This is a genomic window from Paenibacillus sp. FSL H8-0168 (assembly GCF_038592955.1).
GTDB lineage: Bacteria > Bacillota > Bacilli > Paenibacillales > Paenibacillaceae > Paenibacillus > Paenibacillus polymyxa_B.
Map to the genome: position 1 here is coordinate 1,354,492 of NZ_CP151948.1, position 19,958 is coordinate 1,374,449.

Below are 19,958 nucleotides of genomic sequence, written 5' to 3' on the forward strand. Positions count from 1 at the left end.
ATAAAGAAGGAGGCACCCGCTAATGAACCACATGTCTAGCGTTCCCGCGGACAACCGGATATCCGTAGTTATTATCGCTCAGGATGATGGCACTCGAATCACAGCCGCCATTAAATCCTGCAAGCCCTTTGCGGACGATATCGTCGTCATTGACGGAGGGAGCAAGGACAATACGATTCAGGTAGCTGAATCCTTGGGCTGTCGGGTGTTTTCTAACCCGTGGCCCGGTTATGCCAAGCAGCGCATGTTTGGTGTTGAAAAAGCGGAATTTGATTGGATATTCCTGATTGATACGGACGAAGTAGTGGATGCAGAGTTGCTTGGAGACTTGTTGAAAGTAAAGGAAACGCTCCACGATCCGGCCAAAGCATATTCCGTATTCCGGATTGGAGATTTTCTCGGCAAATGGATGAACAAAGGCGAATACCTGGTTCGTTTGTACAATCGGCGTATTTATGGCATTACGAATAGTCTTGTTCATGAAATGCCGGATGTAGCCTCTTCCCAGATTGTCAATCTGGAGGGCGTGTTATGGCACTACGGCTTCCGCAGCATCAGTGATCATATGACCCGTTTTAACAAATATACAGATCTGGAAGCAGAGACGGCATTTAACAAAGGAAGATCCTTTCGGATTACCAGACTGTTGTGGCGGCCTCCTGCCCGCTTTGTGCAGAAGTATTTTGTCCAAGGCTTATACCGCAAGGGATTGGCGGGTTTTGCCGTAGCAGTATTCTGGGTGATGTATGAGTTTCTCGTCTGCTTCAAGCATTATGAGCTAACCAAGCGGAGAAAAAAGATAGAAATCGTGGATGACGGACATACCGAGCAGAAAGGAGAAACCAGCTATGTCGTACAATAACGGATTTCGTATTGCGGCAACGGGGCTGAGCTGGCCGTCCTTGCAGCCAGGAGGCCTCAACACATATTTTAAATCGATCTGTGAGCAGCTTACGTTAGAGCGCAATACGTTGGATGCTCTAATCTGTAGTGACGAGCAGCCGCAAGCGCCCGAACGTATTCGGATTCATACGATTGGCAGCAAGCAGCAATCCATCTGGAAGCGCCGGGAGCTAATGCAAAAATATGCAGCAGAGCTGTTCGACAAGCAACCGATGGATATATTGTATTCCCATTTTGCTCCCTATAGTGTCGGGCCAGCGCTGGAGGCGAAAAAAAGAGGAATCCCGGTAGTTACCACCTTTCACGGACCGTGGACGGAGGAAATGAAGATTGAAGGACAGGGCATCAAGCATTTTCTAAAAACGACGTTGGCTAAATCCATTGAAATGAAGGCCTACGGTCTGTCGGATAAATTTATAGTGCTAAGCGAGACTTTTCGGGATATTTTGCATGAGCACTATAAGGTTCCACTCAGCAAAATTCATATTATTCCTGGTGCTGCGAATGTAGAAAGGTTCCACCCGGCAGAGGATCAAGAAGCGGTGCGGAAGCGCCTGAATTTGCCGCAAAATGCGACGATTGTGCTAACCGTTCGTCGTCTTGTTAATCGAATGGGACTACTACAGCTACTGGAAGCATGGCGACGAGTAACCGAGCGTCATCCTGATCATGTGTTGCTGATTGGAGGGAAGGGCCCCTTGATGGAGGAATTGGCTTCCAAGGTGGCGGAATACAATCTTCATAACCATGTAAGGCTGCTCGGTTATGTGTCGGATGAGGAGCTTCCACTGTACCACCAAGCATCGAATTTGTTCGTTGTACCCACACAGGCACTGGAAGGTTTCGGGCTGATCACAGTGGAGGCGATGGCCTCGGGACTGCCAGTGCTGGCGACTCCTGTGGGTGGCAACAAGGAGATTTTAAGAGGATTCCGTCCCGAGCTTTTGTTCAAGGGAACGGATAGTGAAGCCATTGCTGAAGGGTTGCTGCGTGTGCTGGATCATCGTGAACTTCTACCGAATGCAAGGGAATGCCGGGACCATGTCCTGAGCAGATATACATGGGGACATGTAGCGGAACAGGTGGAAGAGGTGTTCCGACAGGTCCTTGATAGAAAGGCGGCGGTGAAATGATGAGAGTAGCTTATATTGACCATACGGCAAGATGGAGCGGCGGCGAAGTCGCTTTGTACAACATACTGACGAATATCGGGGAACATATCGACCCGCTCGTTATTTTGGCAGAGGAGGGCGATTTAGCAGATCGGCTTCGGCAGCGTGATATTGATGTGCGCATCGTTCCATTGGACGATTCAATTCGCAATCGGGGGCGGAATGCCGTGAATCTAGGTGCGCCTGCAGCAGCTTTTCGTTTGCTGGCTTACGGTAGAAAACTTGCGCCCTTGCTGCGTGAGGAAAAGGTCGTGTGCGTTCACACGAACTCGCTCAAGTCTGCACTGTATGGTACAGTAGCCGCCAAATCGGCGAAGCTGCCCTTGATCTGGCATATCCGTGACCACATCGGTCCGCCGTATCTGAAGCCGATTGTGGCCAAAGGGATTCGGCTGATGTCCCGCTTTTTGCCCAATGGAGTGATTGCTAATTCCAAGTCCACGCTGAGTGCGTTGGAGTTACCCCCGGACAAAAAGACGCTTGTCGTTTATTCCGCTTTTGCCAAAGCAATTACAGCACGTGACACGGCTGCCCATGTACGTGGTGATGACTCGTTTAACGTCGTATTGGTCGGCAGATTGGCGGAATGGAAGGGACAGCATATTTTACTGGAAGCAGCACGCTCCTTTTTACCAGATCAGCGCGTGAAATTCTGGCTGGCTGGAGATGCATTGTTCGGAGAAGAGGAATACAAGCAACGATTAGAGTCCACGATGCGCGAATACGGGTTGGCTAACGTCAATCTGCTGGGACACGTCGATGACATTCAAGGCCTGATGCAGCGTTGTGATTTGCTGATTCATACCTCTATTACACCAGAACCATTCGGTCAGGTCATTATTGAAGGCATGGCTGCGGGTCTCCCCGTGATTGCTTCCAATGAGGGGGGACCCAAGGAAACGGTGGTACCCCATGAAACCGGGCTGCTTATTGAACCGGGTGATCCGGCTAAGCTGGAAGAAGCCATCCGCTGGATGTTGGAGCATCCACAAGAACGTCAGCAGATGGGTGAGAGAGGGATGGAACGGGTCAAGAAGCATTTTGTCATCGAGAACACAGTTAAGGATATAGTTCATTACTATAAGGGTTTGTTGGCAGGAGTCTGACCGACATTCGCGTTAAAGGATGATTCAGATGAAAATAGCGATAGCACACGATTACTTAATCCAAATGGGCGGAGCGGAAAGGGTAGTAGAGGTATTCCACGATATGTATCCGGATGCTCCTATCTTCACAACGGTGTTCAGCGACGACCGCCTGTCGCGTAACTTGAAGGATGCGGATATTAGAGCCACTTGGCTACAAAAAGTCCCAGGAGTGAAGGACAACTTCAAAGGAGTGCTGCCGCTGTATCCCATTGCTATCCGTGATTTTGATTTTAGGGATTTCGACATTGTTTTAAGCTCCAGCAGTGCATTTATGAAAAGCATCCAGGTACCCAAACATACGTTTCACATTTGTTATTGTCACACACCGATGCGGTTTGCCTGGGATTACGATACATATATGGCCCGGCAGTCCAAATCCAACCTGCTCAAAAACATGCTCAAGCTGTACATGAACCGGTTGAAAACATGGGATGCCAAAACTTCTCGCAACGTAGACCAGTTTGTCGCCAACTCTTCGGTTGTTAAACGAAGAATTTTGCACTATTACCAAAGGGATTCGGATGTGATTTTCCCACCTATTAATACATCCCGTTTTAAACGCGCTACAAACATCGGTGACTATTACCTGATCGTATCCCGATTGGTGTCCTACAAGCGCATCGATCTCGCGATCGAAGCATTCAAACGTAACGGTCTCAAGCTGCGCATTGTGGGTGAAGGACCGGACCGTAAACGACTCGAAGGTATGGCTGCCCCGAACATTGAGTTCCTCGGCAGGCTTGAGGATGAAGAGGTTAACAAGCTGATGGCAGAATGCCGAGCGCTCGTTTTTCCGGGTGAAGAGGACTTCGGTATTACGCCTTTGGAGGCAAATGCGGCCGGACGGCCTGTCATCGCTTTTCAGGGTGGGGGAGCGCTGGATACGATTGTTCCTCATGTGAACGGCGTATTTTTCCGCAAGCATCAAGTAGAGGATGTGCTGGAGGCCGTCGAAAAGGTTGAGCAACATGCATGGAATGTGGACGATATCATTACCCATGCCCGCAAATTTGATGAAGAAAACTTCAAGGATCAATTAAAAAAGTATGTAGAACAAGCCTATGTGAACTTTCTAAAAGGAGGATGAACGGAATGAAGCTGGCTGTAATCGGTACTGGATACGTTGGGCTCGTCTCGGGTGTATGTTTTGCGCAAAAAGGTAATGAGGTGATTTGTGTCGATCTGGAGCAGCACAAAATCGACATGTTGAACCGGGCAGAATCTCCGATTTATGAACCGGGTATTGAGGAATTGATCGCGTTGAATCTGGAAGCGGGCCGGTTGGAGTTCACCTCGGATTTGGCCGATGCAGTACGCCGCTCGGATATCGTAATTTTGGCGGTAGGTACGCCTTCTCTGGCTAACGGCGAGGCGAATTTGTCATACATTGAACAGGCGGCCGCTGATGTTGGGAAAGCCATGAACGGGTATAAGATTATTATGACCAAGAGTACTGTACCTGTCGGAACGAACGAAAAGATTAAGGACGTGTTGGCTCGTCACACGAGTTTGTCTTTCGATATCGTCTCAGCGCCGGAGTTCCTGAGAGAAGGCTCAGCCATCAATGATACGCTTTATCCGGATCGCATCATTATTGGTTTGGACAATACAGGATTGCGTGAAACTATGGTCACTCTGCATCAGGTGTTCACGGATAAAATCTATGTAACGGATATCCGTAGTGCTGAAATGATCAAATACGCGTCCAATGCGTTTCTGGCAACTAAAATTTCGTTCATTAACGAGATCGCTAATATTTGCGAAAAGGTTGGCGCCGATGTAACCTGTGTGGCTGACGGTATGGGTATGGACAAACGGATTGGCTCCTCTTTCCTACAAGCAGGGATCGGGTATGGTGGCTCTTGCTTTCCAAAAGACACAAATGCGCTTATCCAAATTGCAGGTAATGTAGACTATGAATTTAAGTTATTGAAATCGGTGGTCGAGGTGAATACCGATCAGCGCTTTATGATTGTATCCAAGCTGCGCGAATCGCTGGGTCAACTGAACGGTGTGTCCATTGGCATTTGGGGCCTCGCCTTCAAGCCAAATACAGATGACATCCGCGAAGCTCCAGCACTAGAAATCGTAGAAACGCTCATTCAGGCAGGCGCTATTGTCAAACTGTATGATCCCATTGCGATGGATAAATTCAAGGAGCGCGTGGATCACCCGAATATTATGTGGTGCTCATCCCCACAGCAAGCCGCTGAAGGTAGCGACGCTGTGTGCCTGTTGACCGATTGGGAAGAGTTCAAAAAAGTCGATCTCGTACAACTGGCCTCCATTTTGCGCAAGCCGGTTCTCATTGACGGTCGTAACGTATTCGGTGAGGAACAGATCCAAGGCTCCGGGCTGGAATACTATTCCGTGGGTCGTCCGCGGATGAGTGGGTGGAATCGGGATAAAGTGGAAGTTTAAAAGTGACAGATTAAAAAGTGACTGTGGCGGTGTTGGAGGCGCTGCGCGTGCAGATTGTTCTTCCGATTGCTGTTACCCCCGGATTTTCTGGATTATATAAAACATTCAAAGGTTAAAATCCAGGGATAAAGGCAAACGCTGACGCTTCTTCAGAACAATTCTGCCCGCTCCGCTGCTTTTAGCCGTGGAGTCACAATTTTTAAACTCCCACCTTATGGGGGGAGTAGAAGGGCAGATCAGAAGGAGCGGCGCGGTTGATGCCGCTCCTTCCGATCAAAGCTCCATGCGGCTGTACCGCGGCGCCGCTCCTGTGAAGCAAGGCAGGTAAACGCCAAGCGTGAGATTTTACAGGCTGACCGGACTTAATAATGTCCGGTCGTGCCTTTTGCAATAAACGGTATGATCGGCATGATGCATTTTTGAGTAGCGCAGGGATGGATTTGAATCTGGAGAAGCGGAGCGTTCGCCTTTGACGTGGTATTCTTACATTTAAATGTCTTATACAATCCAAAGAATCCCACGGCAACAGCGATCATAAGATTAAATTCATACCGTAGCGGGTAGTCAACAACTCATCATCAGAACGATCATCCAACCAATATAGAGAGGAAGTGGAGAGTTATGAAGCTCGTACTTTTGTCTGGTGGTTCCGGTAAAAGATTATGGCCTTTGTCCAACGATTCCCGTTCCAAACAATTTTTGAAGGTACTGGAGAGCCCGGAGGGGATTTCGGAATCCATGGTACAGCGGGTATGGAGACAATTGGGAGACAATGGATTATCAGAATCCTCGTTTATTGCGACAGGGAGAGCACAGGTCGAAATGATCCAGAGTCAGGTCGGGCCGAATACGCGCATCATTGTTGAGCCGGAACGCAGAGACACCTTTCCTGCGATTGCGCTGACAGCGACTTATCTATATTCCATTGCTGGTGTTTCCCCTGATGAAATTATAGCTATTTTGCCTGTAGATCCTTATGTTGAGGATGCTTTCTTCGCTTCCGTAGCCCAGCTGGAACATACACTCCAGGAGAGTGAAGGCAAGCTTGCTTTAATCGGGGTTGTCCCTTCCTATCCTTCAGAGAAATATGGTTACATTATTCCGAAAAACGATGCCACCCAAGGTAGCACTGGCTACCGCGAAGTGAGCCATTTTCAAGAGAAACCCGACCGGGAGCAGGCGGAGCGTCTGATTGAACGCAATGCTCTATGGAACTGCGGGGTTTTTGCATTCAAATTAAGTTATTTGCTGGATATCTTGGCATCCAAGGGGTTGCCGCTTAATTATGAAGAAATGCAAAAGCAATACGCATCTCTGGAAAAAATCAGCTTTGACTATGAAGTAGTCGAGAAGGAAAAGGATATCGTAGTTCTTCCGTATGATGGTTTTTGGAAGGATTTGGGTACCTGGAATACACTCACAGAAGAAATGTCTAATCAACAAGTGGGCAGAGGTGTAGTAACGGAGGATTGCGTCAATACGAGTCTTATTAACGAGTTAGACATTCCTGTGGCGATCATTGGAACGAATGATCTGATTGTAGCCGCTAGCCCGGATGGTATTCTTGTGACCAATAAGGCTGAAAGTCCTCGCATTAAGGAAGTGCTCAAGGCTCATGATCAGCGTCCAATGTATGAAGAACGTCGTTGGGGGCAGTATCGGGTTGTGGATTATGTTAAGTATGACGAGGGTAACGAGGTATTGACCAAACGAATCCGCGTACGGAAAGGCAAAAATATCAGCTATCAGCTTCATTTCAAACGGAGTGAAATTTGGACCATTATTAGCGGTGAAGCGGAAATTATTTTGAATGAGAAGCTGCACAAAGTAAAAGCTGGTGATGTAGTTCGCATTCCTGAAGGAACGAAGCATAGCATTTTGGCTGTGACCGATGTGGATTTTATTGAGGTGCAGACTGGTTCTGAATTGGTTGAAGAGGATATTGTCCGCTTTTGTATGGATTGGAATGAAATTTCCCGTCACCAATTTATCTCATAATTGTTTTCGTAAAAACGAAAAAAAGACGAATCTATGAAAATTCATAGCTCAAACTGTCGAAATTGGGCGAAAACCTGTAAATTCATGAACATGACCTATTAAATTTTGGTAAAAGAAAGTCGATACTTAGGGTAAGAAGGAATCCAAACTCCTTCCAACGATAAACGCAGCCCTGTCGAAAGGCAGGTACGCAAAGCTAAAGGGCCTTCCGTAGGGATGGCAGCCTGGCTACCGAAAGGAAGAGCAAAAAGTGAGATTCAATTTTATTCCTCTGTATCGACTGATACGTCATGCACTCCCCGTAGTTATGCTTTTTTCTTTGTTGCCCGTCGGTTTTGGTGAATCTCTGTCTGTGGCGAATGCCGCTGCATTACAACCTGTTAATTCGGACGCTTCTACTCAGGCCCGTGAACTATACAGCTATTTACTCAGCATCTCGGGGAAAAAAATAATCACCGGTCAGCATGATTATTTGGAGAGTCCGGATGAATTAAGTAACAAGGTCCAAAAAATCAGTCAGGCGTATGTGGGTGTGCACGGCTATGAGATGGGAGCCATCTCAGGTCAATCTGCCGCTTCGGAAGCAGCACAACGTAAAAATGTTGTCGATAGCGCGATCCGCTGGAGCAGATCCGGAGGCATTGTGACGATGACTTTTCATGAAGCGCTGCCGGGTAGACCACTGACTTGGGCCAATGTGCAGGCGAAAGTAAGTCAGACGGAGTTCAATAAATACGTGACGCCAGGCACTGCGCAGTATAACCTCCTCATTGCCGATCTGGATAAGGTCGCTGTATCGCTAAAGCAGCTTCGTGATGCGGGTGTTCCGGTTTTATGGAGACCTTATCACGAAATGAATGGTGACTGGTTCTGGTGGGGAAACAAAAATAATTTCAATCAGCTATGGAATATCATGTATGACCGTTTTGTAAACACACATCAACTAGACAATCTGCTGTGGGTATGGAGCCCGAATGCTCCTAATTCGTATACCTTCCCGTATACCCCTAAATATCCGGGGGATGACAAAGTAGACATTTTGGCTGTAGACATTTACAACAATGATTTTGAACAAAGTCATTATGAAGGTCTGCTCGGGTTGGCAGGGGATAAGCCGATTGCCATTGGGGAACACGGTGAGATGCCCAGCTCCGAGGTATTACAGGCTCAGCCCAAATGGGTGTATTCCATGACTTGGGGAAAGATGCTGACCGAGAATAACACAACGGATCAAATTCAGGATTATATGAATGATTCGAGGAGCTTGACGCGAGATGATGTGAAAAATGGATTGGCAGCAGTTCAACAACCCGGGACAGATGTACCAACCCTACCGGACGAGGGGCAAAGCGAGCCTATCCCGGCTCCTCCTTCTGTTCCGGATATGGTTTATGCGAACGGGCTGCGGGGTGAATATTTTAACAACATGAATCTGGATGGTAGTGCTGCTTTGACCCGTACAGATAGCAAGCTGGACTATAACTGGCGTGCTGCCACAGCTGATGCAAGGGTGAACGCTGATCGGTTCTCCGTTCGCTGGACAGGTAAAATGAAGCCACAATATAGTGAGACCTATACGTTTACAACGATATCTGATGATGGAATCCGGGTATGGGTAGACGGCAAGCTGATTATTGATAGCTGGTTTAAGCAAAGCTGGACAGAGCGCAAGGGCAGTATCACCTTGCAAGCAGGTAAAATGGTAGATTTAAAAGTTGAATACTATGATGAATATGGTGACGCAATGGCACGTCTGATGTGGGAAAGTCAGCATGAAGCGAAAGCGGTGATTCCCGGTAACGCTTTGTTTCTTCCTTAATAGATTCTCTTTCCCGGTCAAAAATTTTGAGGAGAGAGGGTGGATCATATGATGAAAAAATGGTTGACCCACAGGTATACGCCAGTATTATCCGGGCTGCTGGGGGTCGTAGCTATAGCGCTGATCGCTTGGTTGATTTACACGCCTTCAAGGAGCGTAGAACTGCCGACGGATAAAGTAGCGGCAGCCAGTCCAGTATGGAAGCTGGGACAGAGGGATGATTCTTCAGCGGAATTTAGAGGAGTGATTGGTAGAGACAATATCAACATTCCTACAGCCTCTGCTTCTACCGAATCGTCGGCTAAAGGAATATCGTCTGCAACGTCCATAGCAGAGAATACAGCGGCCCCGGTATTGCTCAGCAGTGGAGATATTCCTCCCGGCTTGAATGCGTCCACGAATCCTGAACTGTCGCTCCAGTATAAGCTGGATCAAGTTCCTCCCAATGGAGTGATATTCCGTGTACGGATTTTGGATGCGGGCAAAGCTGTTCCGCAAATGGCTGTATTTTCAAATTATCAGCTGTCCGGTATCATTCAAATCGCTGGGGTTTCCGGTACGGGCAGTGCATATAATTACAAAAGCAACTACGAGTTATATATCCCCAAAGAGCAATTGCAAAGCGGTGTTAACGTACTCAAGCTAAAGACAGCGCGCTGCCTATACTGCTCCTCTGCAGAAGATAAAAATGTGTGGTGGACCTGGGATGACTTGAGCTTGGAGACGTTAGCTTCACCTGCGACCGAACCGGTACACGGTAAATATATACTGACCGGAACAAATGTGAACAATAAAGAATTTTATTATGATCAGGGTGCAGTTAAGCATTTACCATACGTTCTCAAATGGCTGGGCATTGCTTATAGTGGCAACGTCATGAGGGTCACCTGTGCCAGTAATGTGGGCAAGGCATGTACAGACGTGGATGATTACTATCAAACGTTAAAGCAGTATAATATGCAATCGTCTGCTTTGTATTTATATACAGGTGATATTAAGCTGCAAAAAGATGGTTCTCTGCCAGAGACGGCCAAGCAAAAGTTGCGCGATTATGTAAAAAAATACGGTTCTTATCTTCAATATTATGAAGTAGATAACGAACCTGGATTATTTAATCGCTCCAAGGCGGTAAACCTGGCTGTGGCCAAGTGGTTGAATACAGAAGGCAAGCAATTGGCACCGCATCTCAAAACCGTAGCACCGGGCTGGGCCTACTGGCCAACGTACTCTACCAAGGCGTGCAAAAATCAAACCAGTGGTACGCAAAAATGCGGTGACCCAGATGGATGGGAACGGGATCCAGAGCAGCGTAAACAGCTGGAGGAAGTCACCGACCTGACCAATGGACACGCCTATGGTGAATCGTATAATGAAGAGGGCGGGGGTAGCTTCGTCCAAAATTTGAAAACCTTCGGCGGTTCGAGCAATGGACTGGCGAAGAAGATGCTGAACACAGAGTTCGGTACCAATGATACGCATCGAGACAATCCAGATTACGGGGCTAGTCAGCCACAAGCAGCTGCATTCGACCGGATTATGCGTTCGCAAATTGGGTTTGCCGATATGTTTATCCAGCACGCTGCTTTTTATAAAGATTATACGCTGTTTAAAACAGGCTTCGATCTGCAAAGTCATAACCCGGCCAACACAGAAATTTATCCGTTCGGGCAAGGACAGGACACCCGCGTTAAGATCATGAGACGCTTGAGCTTAGCCTATGCCACCCATGGAAAACCTCTGACTTATACAGTGCTGAATCCAGAGGATACCAAGGATAAGATGGTGTATGTTCGTGCGGTGGATACGTCCAAGCTTAAACCGCTGGCAGGTAGCGGCGCTACCTCAGACAAATTGCTGGTGAATCTAGTGAATTTCGAAGCTACCCCGCAGACCGTTCGTGTACGGGTAACGATGCCGAAAGCCGGTTTGTACACAGGTGAACGTTTTGGAGCGGGTTCTACTTACAGTCAGGCACAGCGTTCCATATCAGGGCTCAAGGCTTCTCCTGCCCTTGATTTTGAAGAAAAGCTGGGTCCTGGCGAAGCGGTACAATATATTTTGGAATTAAAAAATACAGATCAGACCGCAGCCTCAGCCCCAACAGGGGTGAAGGCTGCCTCTGTTCAGGATGGGGCGGTAAAGATTAATTGGCTTCAGGCAGAAGGCGTATCTTCCTATGATGTGCTGCGTGCTGACGGGACCGACGGGGCCTATCAGGTGATTGCCTCGCAAGTAGCGGGAAACACGTATACAGACCGCACAGTAAAAGCTGGAGGCCACTATGTCTACAAAGTCCGGGCGACCGGAGGCACTCAGGTTTCCCAGGCAGCCGAGGTCGCTTAATAACAGATCGGAATGTATATAGGACCTGAGTTAACGAATACCTAACATCATTTCGAAATAAAACAAAAAAGAACCTATCAGGAGAAAATAGGACCTGACAGGTTCTTTTTTGTTGGAAAATCGTTCTGATTTGCCAATACTTTACGTATAATGAAGAAAAAAATAAGAAAATCCTTTTATATTCTCGTCATAAGACGACAACATTGCAGGTATGTATTCATATATAATAGTTTTGTTCATGACTATACATACATGGTTTTGTGGGAAATCTCTTTCCGATGACCAAGAATAATAAAGCGAGGTTAATGCTGAATGAACAAGGAGACAGAATTAGGGGTGAACAACCCTCTTTTTCAAAACAACGTACGGAAAGTAGACAAAGCCGCTATCGACTTGGACATCCGGGACATTTTGCTCCAATGTGGGTTCACGATGCCAGAATGGCTAGAAAGCGACGCTGATGGAACCACATACCGGAAGGACAAGCGCGTGTAAATTCCAACGGTTGGTCTTACTTGAGCGAGACGTGAAGCAATCGGCCGCTTTCTTTATTCCATCATTCGTTCCATTCGGACAAATGCAATAAAACGTTTGGCTTCTTCCTCAGACAAGGTGCGTCCGTCAATGGTCAGGTTGAAACGTTGCAGAATATCCTCGTCGGACAGTTCAAGCTGGTCCACAAATTCCCTCACATCTGAATCCAATATTGCCGCCGGATGGCTCGTACGTCCCACCAAGTAGTCAATCGTTACCCCGAAAATATCAGCGAGCTTGGTCAGGATCTCAAAATCTGGCTTGCGCCTATTTTTTTCATAGTGAGAAAGAGCTGCCCGCGTAATTCCGAGGGATTGCGCTAGTTCCTCTTGTTTTAATCCCTTATGTTCTCGTAATTCAGCGATGCGGGTGCCATAATTCATCTGTTTTTCCTCCTGAAGGCAAGGTTAAGAAAGGTAAAAAAGCAATTTTACGCTTGACAAGATACGTTTTGTATCATAAATTAGTTATGTAAGTTACATAACGTATCTTTATTTCATAGTTTTCACTTATATCTTCGTTTATATACCCTAAGAGGCCACCGATTATTGAGCATTTTGTGCTTATTCGCTGGCTAGACCTTCTATGCGCTATTATACAACATTTTACTATAGATTAGAGGGTCATGCATCGTTCTTTTCCCCGTTATGCAGAGGATCAGTACAAGCGTTATTGCATCGAAAACAAGTCAATCAGGGAGGACTGGTCTTGTGCAGTTGAAAGAGTACATCCGTTTGATCCGTAAAAGAATGTGGTTGATTGGTAGCATCGTACTGCTGGTATGTACTGTAGTGGGCATAAAAAATGTATATTTTACCCCGCAGATTTATGAAGCTACCGCAAAGCTCATTATCAACCAGACGCCACGACCGGATCGTGCAGGTGTCGTTGATTACAGTGTAGTTCAAACGAATATAGCCTTAACGAACTCATATAAGCAAATTATGATCTCCTCGGCGATTATGGATCAGGTGGTCGCCAGCTTCCCCGACCTTAAGGTCACTCCGTCAGCTTTGGCGCAAAAATTAAGAGTGAACACCGCAGGTGATTCACAGGTCATGGATGTAACAATCCGCGATTTATCGTATACAAAGGCTGTCAAAACCGTCAATGCGGTAGCCAAAGTATTCAAACGGCAAATTCCCTCTATCATGAAAATGGACAATGTCACCATCCTAAGCGAAGCCAGTCTGAATGATCCAGCAGTTCCCGTGAACAGTAATCCCGCTATACAGATATTTATTGCTTTTGTCACCTCTTTATTGTTGGGAATCGGCTTGGCATTTTTGCTGGAGGTACTGGATGATACATTTAAGAATGAAGAGGATATTGAAAAAGAACTCGGTCTGCCTACCTTATCCCTGATTACGAAAATGAAAAAAGAAGATAAACGCTCTGACAGCTCCACTACAACTCCTAAACAGGTAGGTGAAGGGCAATATGCCGCGATTAATCAATAATCAGCTCGTTACATCCCTACATGCTCAGTCTTCCGTTTCGGAGGAGTACCGCATGCTTCGCACTAACATCCAGTTTTCTTCTATAGACGAGCCGATTGAGGTTATGATGGTGGCGTCCGCTCAGGCGGGTGAAGGCAGAACGGTCACGATTAGCAATTTGGCTGTAACCTATGCGCAAGAGGGGAAAAAGGTGCTGATTATGGATATGGATCTGCGTCGTTCCTCTTTGCACCATATGTTTGGTTTGCGTAACCATACAGGGCTGACACGGGTGCTTGCCAATCAACAGGCATGGCAGGATGTGGTTCAGGAAACCGGGATTGACCATCTGCATGCAATTACAGCCGGACCGAACCCGCCCAATCCGTCCGAGATGCTCAGTTCCCGTAGAATGAATGCTCTGCTGGTTGAGCTAAAAGAACATTATGACGTGATCTTAATGGATACGCCGCCGTTGCTGTCCTTTCCGGATGGCTTAATTATAAGCGCTATGTGTGACGGAGTCATTCTGGTGGTGCAGGCAGGGAAGGTCAAAAAGGATGTCGTCAAGAAAGCAAAAGCGAATTTGGAAAGAGTAAAGGCGCGCATTCTGGGTGTCGTACTTAATAATGTGAAGCGTTCGAATACCCGCGCCGAGCGGGGTATGGAGGAACGCAATCTGACATGAATGAAAAGGAGGAAAATGAGAGTATATAAAATTCTTTTAACAATGTATAAATAATAATTATCAATAAGGAGCGAGGTGATGAGACGTGTCTTCTTCCCGCTCGAACGAGGCCGAAGTGCTGGGCGCGTCAGTGGATGTATATTCGGTCGCTCATGGGCTTGAACGGCGGCAAGGATGGAACGTATACCCGTTCGTGAAGCGAAGCATGGATATTATATTGTCTTTCATTGGAATCATCGTGCTATGCCCGGTATTTCTGCTTGTCATTCTGCTGATTAAGCTGGAGGACCCAAAAGGCAGTGCGTTATTTTATCAAGTACGTATTGGGAAAAATGAGCGTCCGTTTCGCATGATCAAATTTCGTTCCATGGTGTCTGATGCCGAGGCGAGATTGTCTGCATTGCTGGTGGAAAATGAAATTGAGGGTGCGATGTTCAAAATGCGGGACGATCCCCGAATTACCCGTGTGGGTCGCTTTCTTCGCAGAACGAGCATCGACGAGCTGCCACAACTGTTCAATGTACTGCGTGGGCAGATGAGTCTGGTAGGACCCAGACCCCCGTTGCCAAGAGAAGTCCATAATTACACAGTGAGGGATAAGCTGCGTCTGACGGTTACACCAGGCTGCACCGGTCTATGGCAGATCAGCGGTCGTAATCATCTAAGCTTTAACCAGATGGTAGAACTGGATTTGGAGTACATATCCAGACGCAGTTTCCGCACAGATATGATCATTATGCTGAAAACATTTCGTGTGCTGCTAGGCTCCAAGGATGCGTATTAAAGTCTTTCATTTTCACGAAGAAAGTAGGGGATAAGTATGGATCTTCATTCCAACATATATGTAGCAGGGCATAACGGGCTGGTGGGTTCCGCTATTGTCCGAGCGCTTCAGAATACGGGTTACCGTCATATTATTACTCGCACAAGCCGTGAGCTGGATCTACGCAATAAAGAGGCAGTAGATCATTTTTTTGAAACAGAGCCTGTGGATTATGTATTTCTGGCAGCGGCCAAGGTTGGTGGGATTTTGGCGAATAACGAATATCCGGCTGATTTTATCCGTGACAATCTGCTTATACAAACGAATGTGATTGATGCGGCGTACCGGGCGAATGTAGGCAAGCTGTTATTCCTCGGCTCTACCTGTATCTATCCTAAATTTGCTCCGCAGCCGTTGCGAGAAGAATATCTGCTTACGGGTGAACTGGAGCCTACTAATGAGGCCTATGCGATTGCTAAAATTGCCGGGATTAAAATGTGTCAGTCTTACAACCGTCAGTATGGAACTCGGTTTATTTCTGTGATGCCGACGAATTTATACGGTCCGGGCGACAATTTTGATCTCCAGACCTCTCATGTGCTACCTGCGCTCATCCGCAAGTTTCATGAAGCCAAGCTGAATCAATCTCCGACTGTAGAAGTATGGGGATCTGGTACGCCGCGCCGAGAATTTCTTCATTCTGATGATCTGGCTGAAGCCTGTCTGTTCCTGATGAACAATTATGAGGGAAATGAAATTGTAAATATCGGCGTAGGTGAGGATATCTCCATTCGTGAGCTGGCTGAACGAGTGAAGAATGTAGTTGGCTATGAGGGAGAAATTACCTTTAACACCTCCGCTCCTGATGGAACGCCGCGTAAGTTGGTAGATGTATCCCGAATTTCCGGGCTGGGCTGGTCGGCGCGTATTTCACTAGAAGAGGGATTAAGGTCTGTGTATCAGGCATTTCAAGGCCTGAATCTGGTTGAACAATAAAAAAAACGGTGGGGGAATTGGAATGAAAAAAGCGCTGATCACAGGGATTACCGGACAAGACGGGTCCTATCTGGCTGAGTTGCTGCTGTCCAAGGATTATGAGGTGTACGGGGTGCGCAGACGAACCAGCACACCGAACTTTGAAAATGTAGCGCATATCCAGAATGACATCCAATGGCTTTCCGGTGATATGACCGATCTGGCTTCATTGATCGAAGCCGTCCGTCAGTCCGACCCAGATGAGGTCTACAACTTGGCTGCTCAATCCTTTGTAGCGGCCTCGTGGCCGCAGCCGTTGGCTACAGGGCAGATTACAGCGCTATCTGTCACCAATATGCTGGAGGCGGTTCGAATTGCCAAACCGGAAGCGCGCTTTTATCAGGCGTCAAGCAGCGAGATGTTCGGTAAGGTGCTGGAGACACCCCAGACAGAAACGACTCCGTTTTACCCACGTAGTCCCTACGGTGTAGCCAAAGTGTACGGCCATTGGATTACAGTGAACTATCGCGAAAGCTTTGATATGTTTGCTTGCTCTGGCATTCTGTTCAATCACGAATCGCCACGCCGAGGACTGGAATTTGTAACGCGTAAAGTGTCGGATGCGGTAGCTCGTATCAAGCTAGGGTTGCAGCAGGAGCTGCGCATGGGAAATTTGGATTCACTGCGAGACTGGGGTTTTGCAGGCGATTATGTAAAGGCGATGTGGCTGATGCTTCAGCAGGAACAACCGGATGATTACGTCATTTCCACAGGAGAAATGCATTCTGTACGTGAACTGCTGCAAATTGCCTTTTCCCATGTAGGTTTAAATTATGAGGATTACGTCGTGATCGATCCTCAATTTGTCCGTCCGGCAGAGGTAGATTTATTGCTCGGCGATTGTGCCAAGGCGAAAGAAAAGCTGGGTTGGCGATTGGAAGTAGGCTTCGAGCAGCTCATTCATATGATGGTGGATACAGACTTGGAGCGGGTAAAAAGGCAGGCTGCAGTTGAAGCTTCTGTCGTCGTGTAAGAGATGGAGAGGCCACCCGCCTGGGCGGGGGGGCTCTTCGCTGTACATGATTGCAGCTGTATTGACAGAACAGCAGGTTATAAGGCTGTGCGCAAGGTCATTTTTTAAGATGGAGTAAAACCTATGACATTAGTCAAAAAACGCGCCAAACCGCGCAGAAGTTTGCTGGTGAATACATCCTGGCTGTTCGGTGACAAAATGATTCGCATGGTGTTTGGCCTGGCAGTCAGCATCATCATGGCGAGAGTGTTGGGACCAGAGGAGCTGGGAAAGTGGAATTATGCGGAATCCTTTTTCGGGATGTTTCTGATTTTCACGACCCTTGGCTTTGATTCTATATTAGTACGCGATCTTGTCAAAGACCCCAAGGATGAGCATGAGCTATTGGGGACGGCGGTTCTGCTGAAATTGGTAGGTACTCTGATAGCCATTGTACTGTCCTATTCCTTCATTTCACTGCTCAGACCGGAAGATAGTTCAGTGCGGTTGATCAATCTGATCCTGGCTACGGCCTCGATATTTCAATTGTTTGATATCATCGACTACTGGTTTCGTGCGCAGATGCTGTCCAAATACACGGTCGTTGCCAAGAATACCGCTTTTGTTCTCGGCTCCACCATCAAAATCATTCTTTTGTTGTCCGGTGTCCCGATATGGTTGGTAGCGTTGTGTGCTCATGGAGAGTTTCTGTTGGGAAGCCTGCTGCTGCTGTATTTCTTCCATAAGGAAGGACGACGTGTGAACCGATGGACGTTCCGCTTAACCACAGCTCGGCGAATCATGAATCACAGTTGGCCGCTTATATTGTCATCCTCCGCTGTATATGTACAGGCACGGATCGATCAAGTCATTATCGGTGAACTGCTGGGGAATGCTGCGGTCGGGCAATACTCCGTTGCACTCCGACTCATCGAAGTGCTGGGCTTCATTCCGGTCGTTCTGACGACGGCTTATGCTCCGGTGGTGACGCGTTCAAAGCAGAAAGGAAGCGACGAATACAGACAGACATTGTCCAAGGTGTATCGGCTGATGTTTATATGCTTTCTTGTGACCTCGGTACCTTTATTTTTTCTGTCCCAATGGGTAGTGGTTGTGCTGTATGGGAGGGAATTTACCGAAGCAGGTTCGCTGCTGTCTCTGTTTGCGATTCGTCTGTTTTTCACCAACTTCAGTGTTGCTAAAAGCTTGTTTATTACCAATGAAAATTTGTTTAGATACACGCTGCTGACCTCGGTGGTAGGGGCGGTTACGAATATCGCTTTCAATTACGCGCTAATCCCTTTGCTTGGTGTCCGAGGGTCGTTAGTGGCGACGATCTTGTCCTTTACGATATCTGTATTTCTATTAGATTTGCTGTTTAAGGAAGTTAAATCTAATTTGGGTTGGATGATGAAGTCCATCCTGACCTTTTGGCGTGTTCAAATTACAGTACCGAAAGTTGGAGAGAACAATCATGATACCCATTAAACCGTTTGTTCGGCATGAGGAACAGTGCCCGCATTGTGGAGGTAAGGTACGTGGTGGAGAGGTGCTGTGGCAGGGAATCCATGTATGTGTCAGTACTGCGTGTGAGGGGTGCGGACGCGAATATCTCGAGGACATGAGGGTCGGTCATGCCACGTATTCACCTTATCGTGTAGAAATGCCTGACTATATTCTGACCGGTGATGCGAAGTCGAGAAAATGGCTCGGAGAGCCTTTGCGACAATCGTTGATGAATCCTTCCTATGACTTAGCAGTCGGCATGACCGTGCATAAAATGAAAGCTTCTACACGTGTAATTATCGTCAACACTATGGATTATTTGTATGGCCATGCGTTGCTCAAGCTGCTCAATGTGCAACGCGAATACGAGCAATCCCCGGACCTGGGAATTATCGTCATTGTGCAAAAGTCGCTGGAGTGGATGGTGCCAGCATATGTGTCTGAAATTTGGACGGTTGATGTGCCATTCAGCAGGGCACGTAACTTTTATCCTGTACTACATCATCGGATGATTGAGGAACTGATGCGTTTTGATGAGGTGTATGTCAGCCCGGCATATTCACATCCCAATCAGTTTGATATTGAGCAGTTTACAGGTGTCTCCCGCTATGACGAGGGGCGTGAGTCGGAGCCGCGCATTACCTTCGTATGGAGGGAAGATCGCTTGTGGAGCGGCAGCCATCATATCGCAAGAGCGGTACAGAAATTTCCGCAGCTCAAACGTGGGCTAAAACCGCTAATTTATCATCAGCGCAGTAAAATCATACGGCTGTTCCGCAGGCTAAAAGAAAGCTTCCCAGATCATCGTTTTACAGTCGCTGGACTTGGGCGTACCGGGAGCTTCCCGGCATGGATTTCTGATGAGCGTGTCACACGCTTCGACCGAGAAAGTGAGCTGCGGGTCTGCGAGGTATACGCAGCCAGCCAATTAGTAATCGGTATCCACGGCTCTAATATGCTGCTGCCGTCTGCGCATGCCAGCATGACCATTGATTTGATGCCCAAGGACCGATGGGGGAATTACGCTCAGGATATTTTATTTCACGAAACGGATCATCGGCTTACAGCCTACAAATACCGCTTTGTGCCGATGGAATCGAGTGTGACTCTAGTGGCAGATATGGCAGCTGCCCAGCTCAAAGGAGCAGATCATTTTAATATGCAGATGACGGAGGAAAGGCAGCGTGAACATTCAAGTTGGAGGGGAAAGGCCGCTTCGGGGCGGGTTTGATCTTCC

At 47.5% G+C, this 19,958-nt stretch carries 17 protein-coding genes and 1 riboswitch; of the genes, 16 read left to right on the forward strand and 1 reads right to left on the reverse strand.

The annotated features are described in order from the left end of the window. Positions 1-22: 22 nt before the first annotated feature. The 9 genes from MHI21_RS06195 (at position 23) to MHI21_RS06235 (ending at position 12,299) form a co-directional block, all read left to right on the forward strand. Complete coding sequence (locus MHI21_RS06195) at positions 23-862, forward strand: glycosyltransferase family 2 protein (RefSeq protein WP_023987421.1); 840 nt, start codon at positions 23-25, stop codon at positions 860-862. Continuing rightward, positions 849-2,036 (forward strand): glycosyltransferase family 4 protein, encoded by a 1,188-nt coding sequence (locus tag MHI21_RS06200; RefSeq protein ID WP_342419662.1) that lies wholly within the window; start codon positions 849-851, stop codon positions 2,034-2,036. Before MHI21_RS06195 ends, MHI21_RS06200 begins: the two co-directional genes overlap by 14 nt. Then, complete coding sequence (locus MHI21_RS06205) at positions 2,033-3,181, forward strand: glycosyltransferase family 4 protein (RefSeq protein WP_023987423.1); 1,149 nt, start codon at positions 2,033-2,035, stop codon at positions 3,179-3,181. Before MHI21_RS06200 ends, MHI21_RS06205 begins: the two co-directional genes overlap by 4 nt. Before the next feature lie 28 nt (positions 3,182-3,209). Further along, positions 3,210-4,310 (forward strand): glycosyltransferase, encoded by a 1,101-nt coding sequence (locus MHI21_RS06210; RefSeq protein ID WP_103048925.1) that lies wholly within the window; start codon positions 3,210-3,212, stop codon positions 4,308-4,310. A 5-nt stretch (positions 4,311-4,315) separates the two neighbouring features. Further along, complete coding sequence (locus tag MHI21_RS06215) at positions 4,316-5,644, forward strand: UDP-glucose/GDP-mannose dehydrogenase family protein (RefSeq protein WP_254326543.1); 1,329 nt, start codon at positions 4,316-4,318, stop codon at positions 5,642-5,644. A 621-nt stretch (positions 5,645-6,265) separates the two neighbouring features. Then, complete coding sequence (locus MHI21_RS06220; RefSeq protein WP_013309163.1) at positions 6,266-7,642, forward strand: sugar phosphate nucleotidyltransferase; 1,377 nt, start codon at positions 6,266-6,268, stop codon at positions 7,640-7,642. 155 nt (positions 7,643-7,797) lie between these two features. Then, a riboswitch (cyclic di-GMP riboswitch) is annotated at positions 7,798-7,878 on the forward strand. A gap of 14 nt (positions 7,879-7,892) precedes the next feature. Next, positions 7,893-9,461: a glycosyl hydrolase gene (locus MHI21_RS06225; protein ID WP_341162050.1), complete on the forward strand. Its 1,569-nt coding sequence runs from the start codon at positions 7,893-7,895 to the stop codon at positions 9,459-9,461. Between the two features lie 48 nt (positions 9,462-9,509). Continuing rightward, positions 9,510-11,804, forward strand: a complete 2,295-nt coding sequence (locus MHI21_RS06230) for a hypothetical protein (protein ID WP_342419663.1) — start codon at positions 9,510-9,512, stop codon at positions 11,802-11,804. Between the two features lie 312 nt (positions 11,805-12,116). After that, positions 12,117-12,299, forward strand: coding sequence for a hypothetical protein (locus tag MHI21_RS06235; RefSeq protein ID WP_341162048.1), 183 nt, complete (start codon positions 12,117-12,119; stop codon positions 12,297-12,299). A 53-nt stretch (positions 12,300-12,352) separates the two neighbouring features. Here the strand turns inward: MHI21_RS06235 and MHI21_RS06240 are convergent, their stop codons facing one another. Further along, the gene (locus MHI21_RS06240) at positions 12,353-12,721 is read right to left on the reverse strand and encodes a helix-turn-helix transcriptional regulator (RefSeq protein ID WP_025720479.1); all 369 of its coding nucleotides are present in this window, start codon (positions 12,719-12,721) and stop codon (positions 12,353-12,355) included. A 327-nt stretch (positions 12,722-13,048) separates the two neighbouring features. Here MHI21_RS06240 and MHI21_RS06245 point away from each other — a divergent pair, with 327 nt between their 5' ends. The 7 genes from MHI21_RS06245 to MHI21_RS06275 all read left to right on the forward strand — a co-directional run bounded on the left by MHI21_RS06245 (position 13,049) and on the right by MHI21_RS06275 (position 19,952). Further along, complete coding sequence (locus MHI21_RS06245) at positions 13,049-13,798, forward strand: Wzz/FepE/Etk N-terminal domain-containing protein (RefSeq protein ID WP_039269541.1); 750 nt, start codon at positions 13,049-13,051, stop codon at positions 13,796-13,798. Then, on the forward strand, positions 13,779-14,465 hold the full coding sequence (locus tag MHI21_RS06250; RefSeq protein ID WP_061830270.1) for a CpsD/CapB family tyrosine-protein kinase: 687 nt from the start codon (positions 13,779-13,781) through the stop codon (positions 14,463-14,465). Before MHI21_RS06245 ends, MHI21_RS06250 begins: the two co-directional genes overlap by 20 nt. 85 nt (positions 14,466-14,550) lie before the next feature. After that, entirely contained in the window at positions 14,551-15,249 is a 699-nt protein-coding gene (locus MHI21_RS06255; protein WP_039269544.1) for a sugar transferase, read from the forward strand. Between the two features lie 36 nt (positions 15,250-15,285). Beyond that, complete coding sequence (locus MHI21_RS06260) at positions 15,286-16,224, forward strand: GDP-L-fucose synthase (protein ID WP_342419664.1); 939 nt, start codon at positions 15,286-15,288, stop codon at positions 16,222-16,224. A 22-nt stretch (positions 16,225-16,246) separates the two neighbouring features. Then, complete coding sequence (gene gmd / locus MHI21_RS06265; protein ID WP_342419665.1) at positions 16,247-17,236, forward strand: GDP-mannose 4,6-dehydratase; 990 nt, start codon at positions 16,247-16,249, stop codon at positions 17,234-17,236. Positions 17,237-17,359: 123 nt separating this feature from the next. Further along, positions 17,360-18,703, forward strand: coding sequence for a flippase (locus tag MHI21_RS06270; protein ID WP_165176451.1), 1,344 nt, complete (start codon positions 17,360-17,362; stop codon positions 18,701-18,703). Further along, a complete protein-coding gene (locus MHI21_RS06275) occupies positions 18,690-19,952 on the forward strand; it encodes a hypothetical protein (protein ID WP_061830266.1) in 1,263 nt (420 codons plus the stop codon). The genes MHI21_RS06270 and MHI21_RS06275 overlap by 14 nt, the downstream gene beginning before the upstream one ends. Positions 19,953-19,958: the final 6 nt, after the last annotated feature.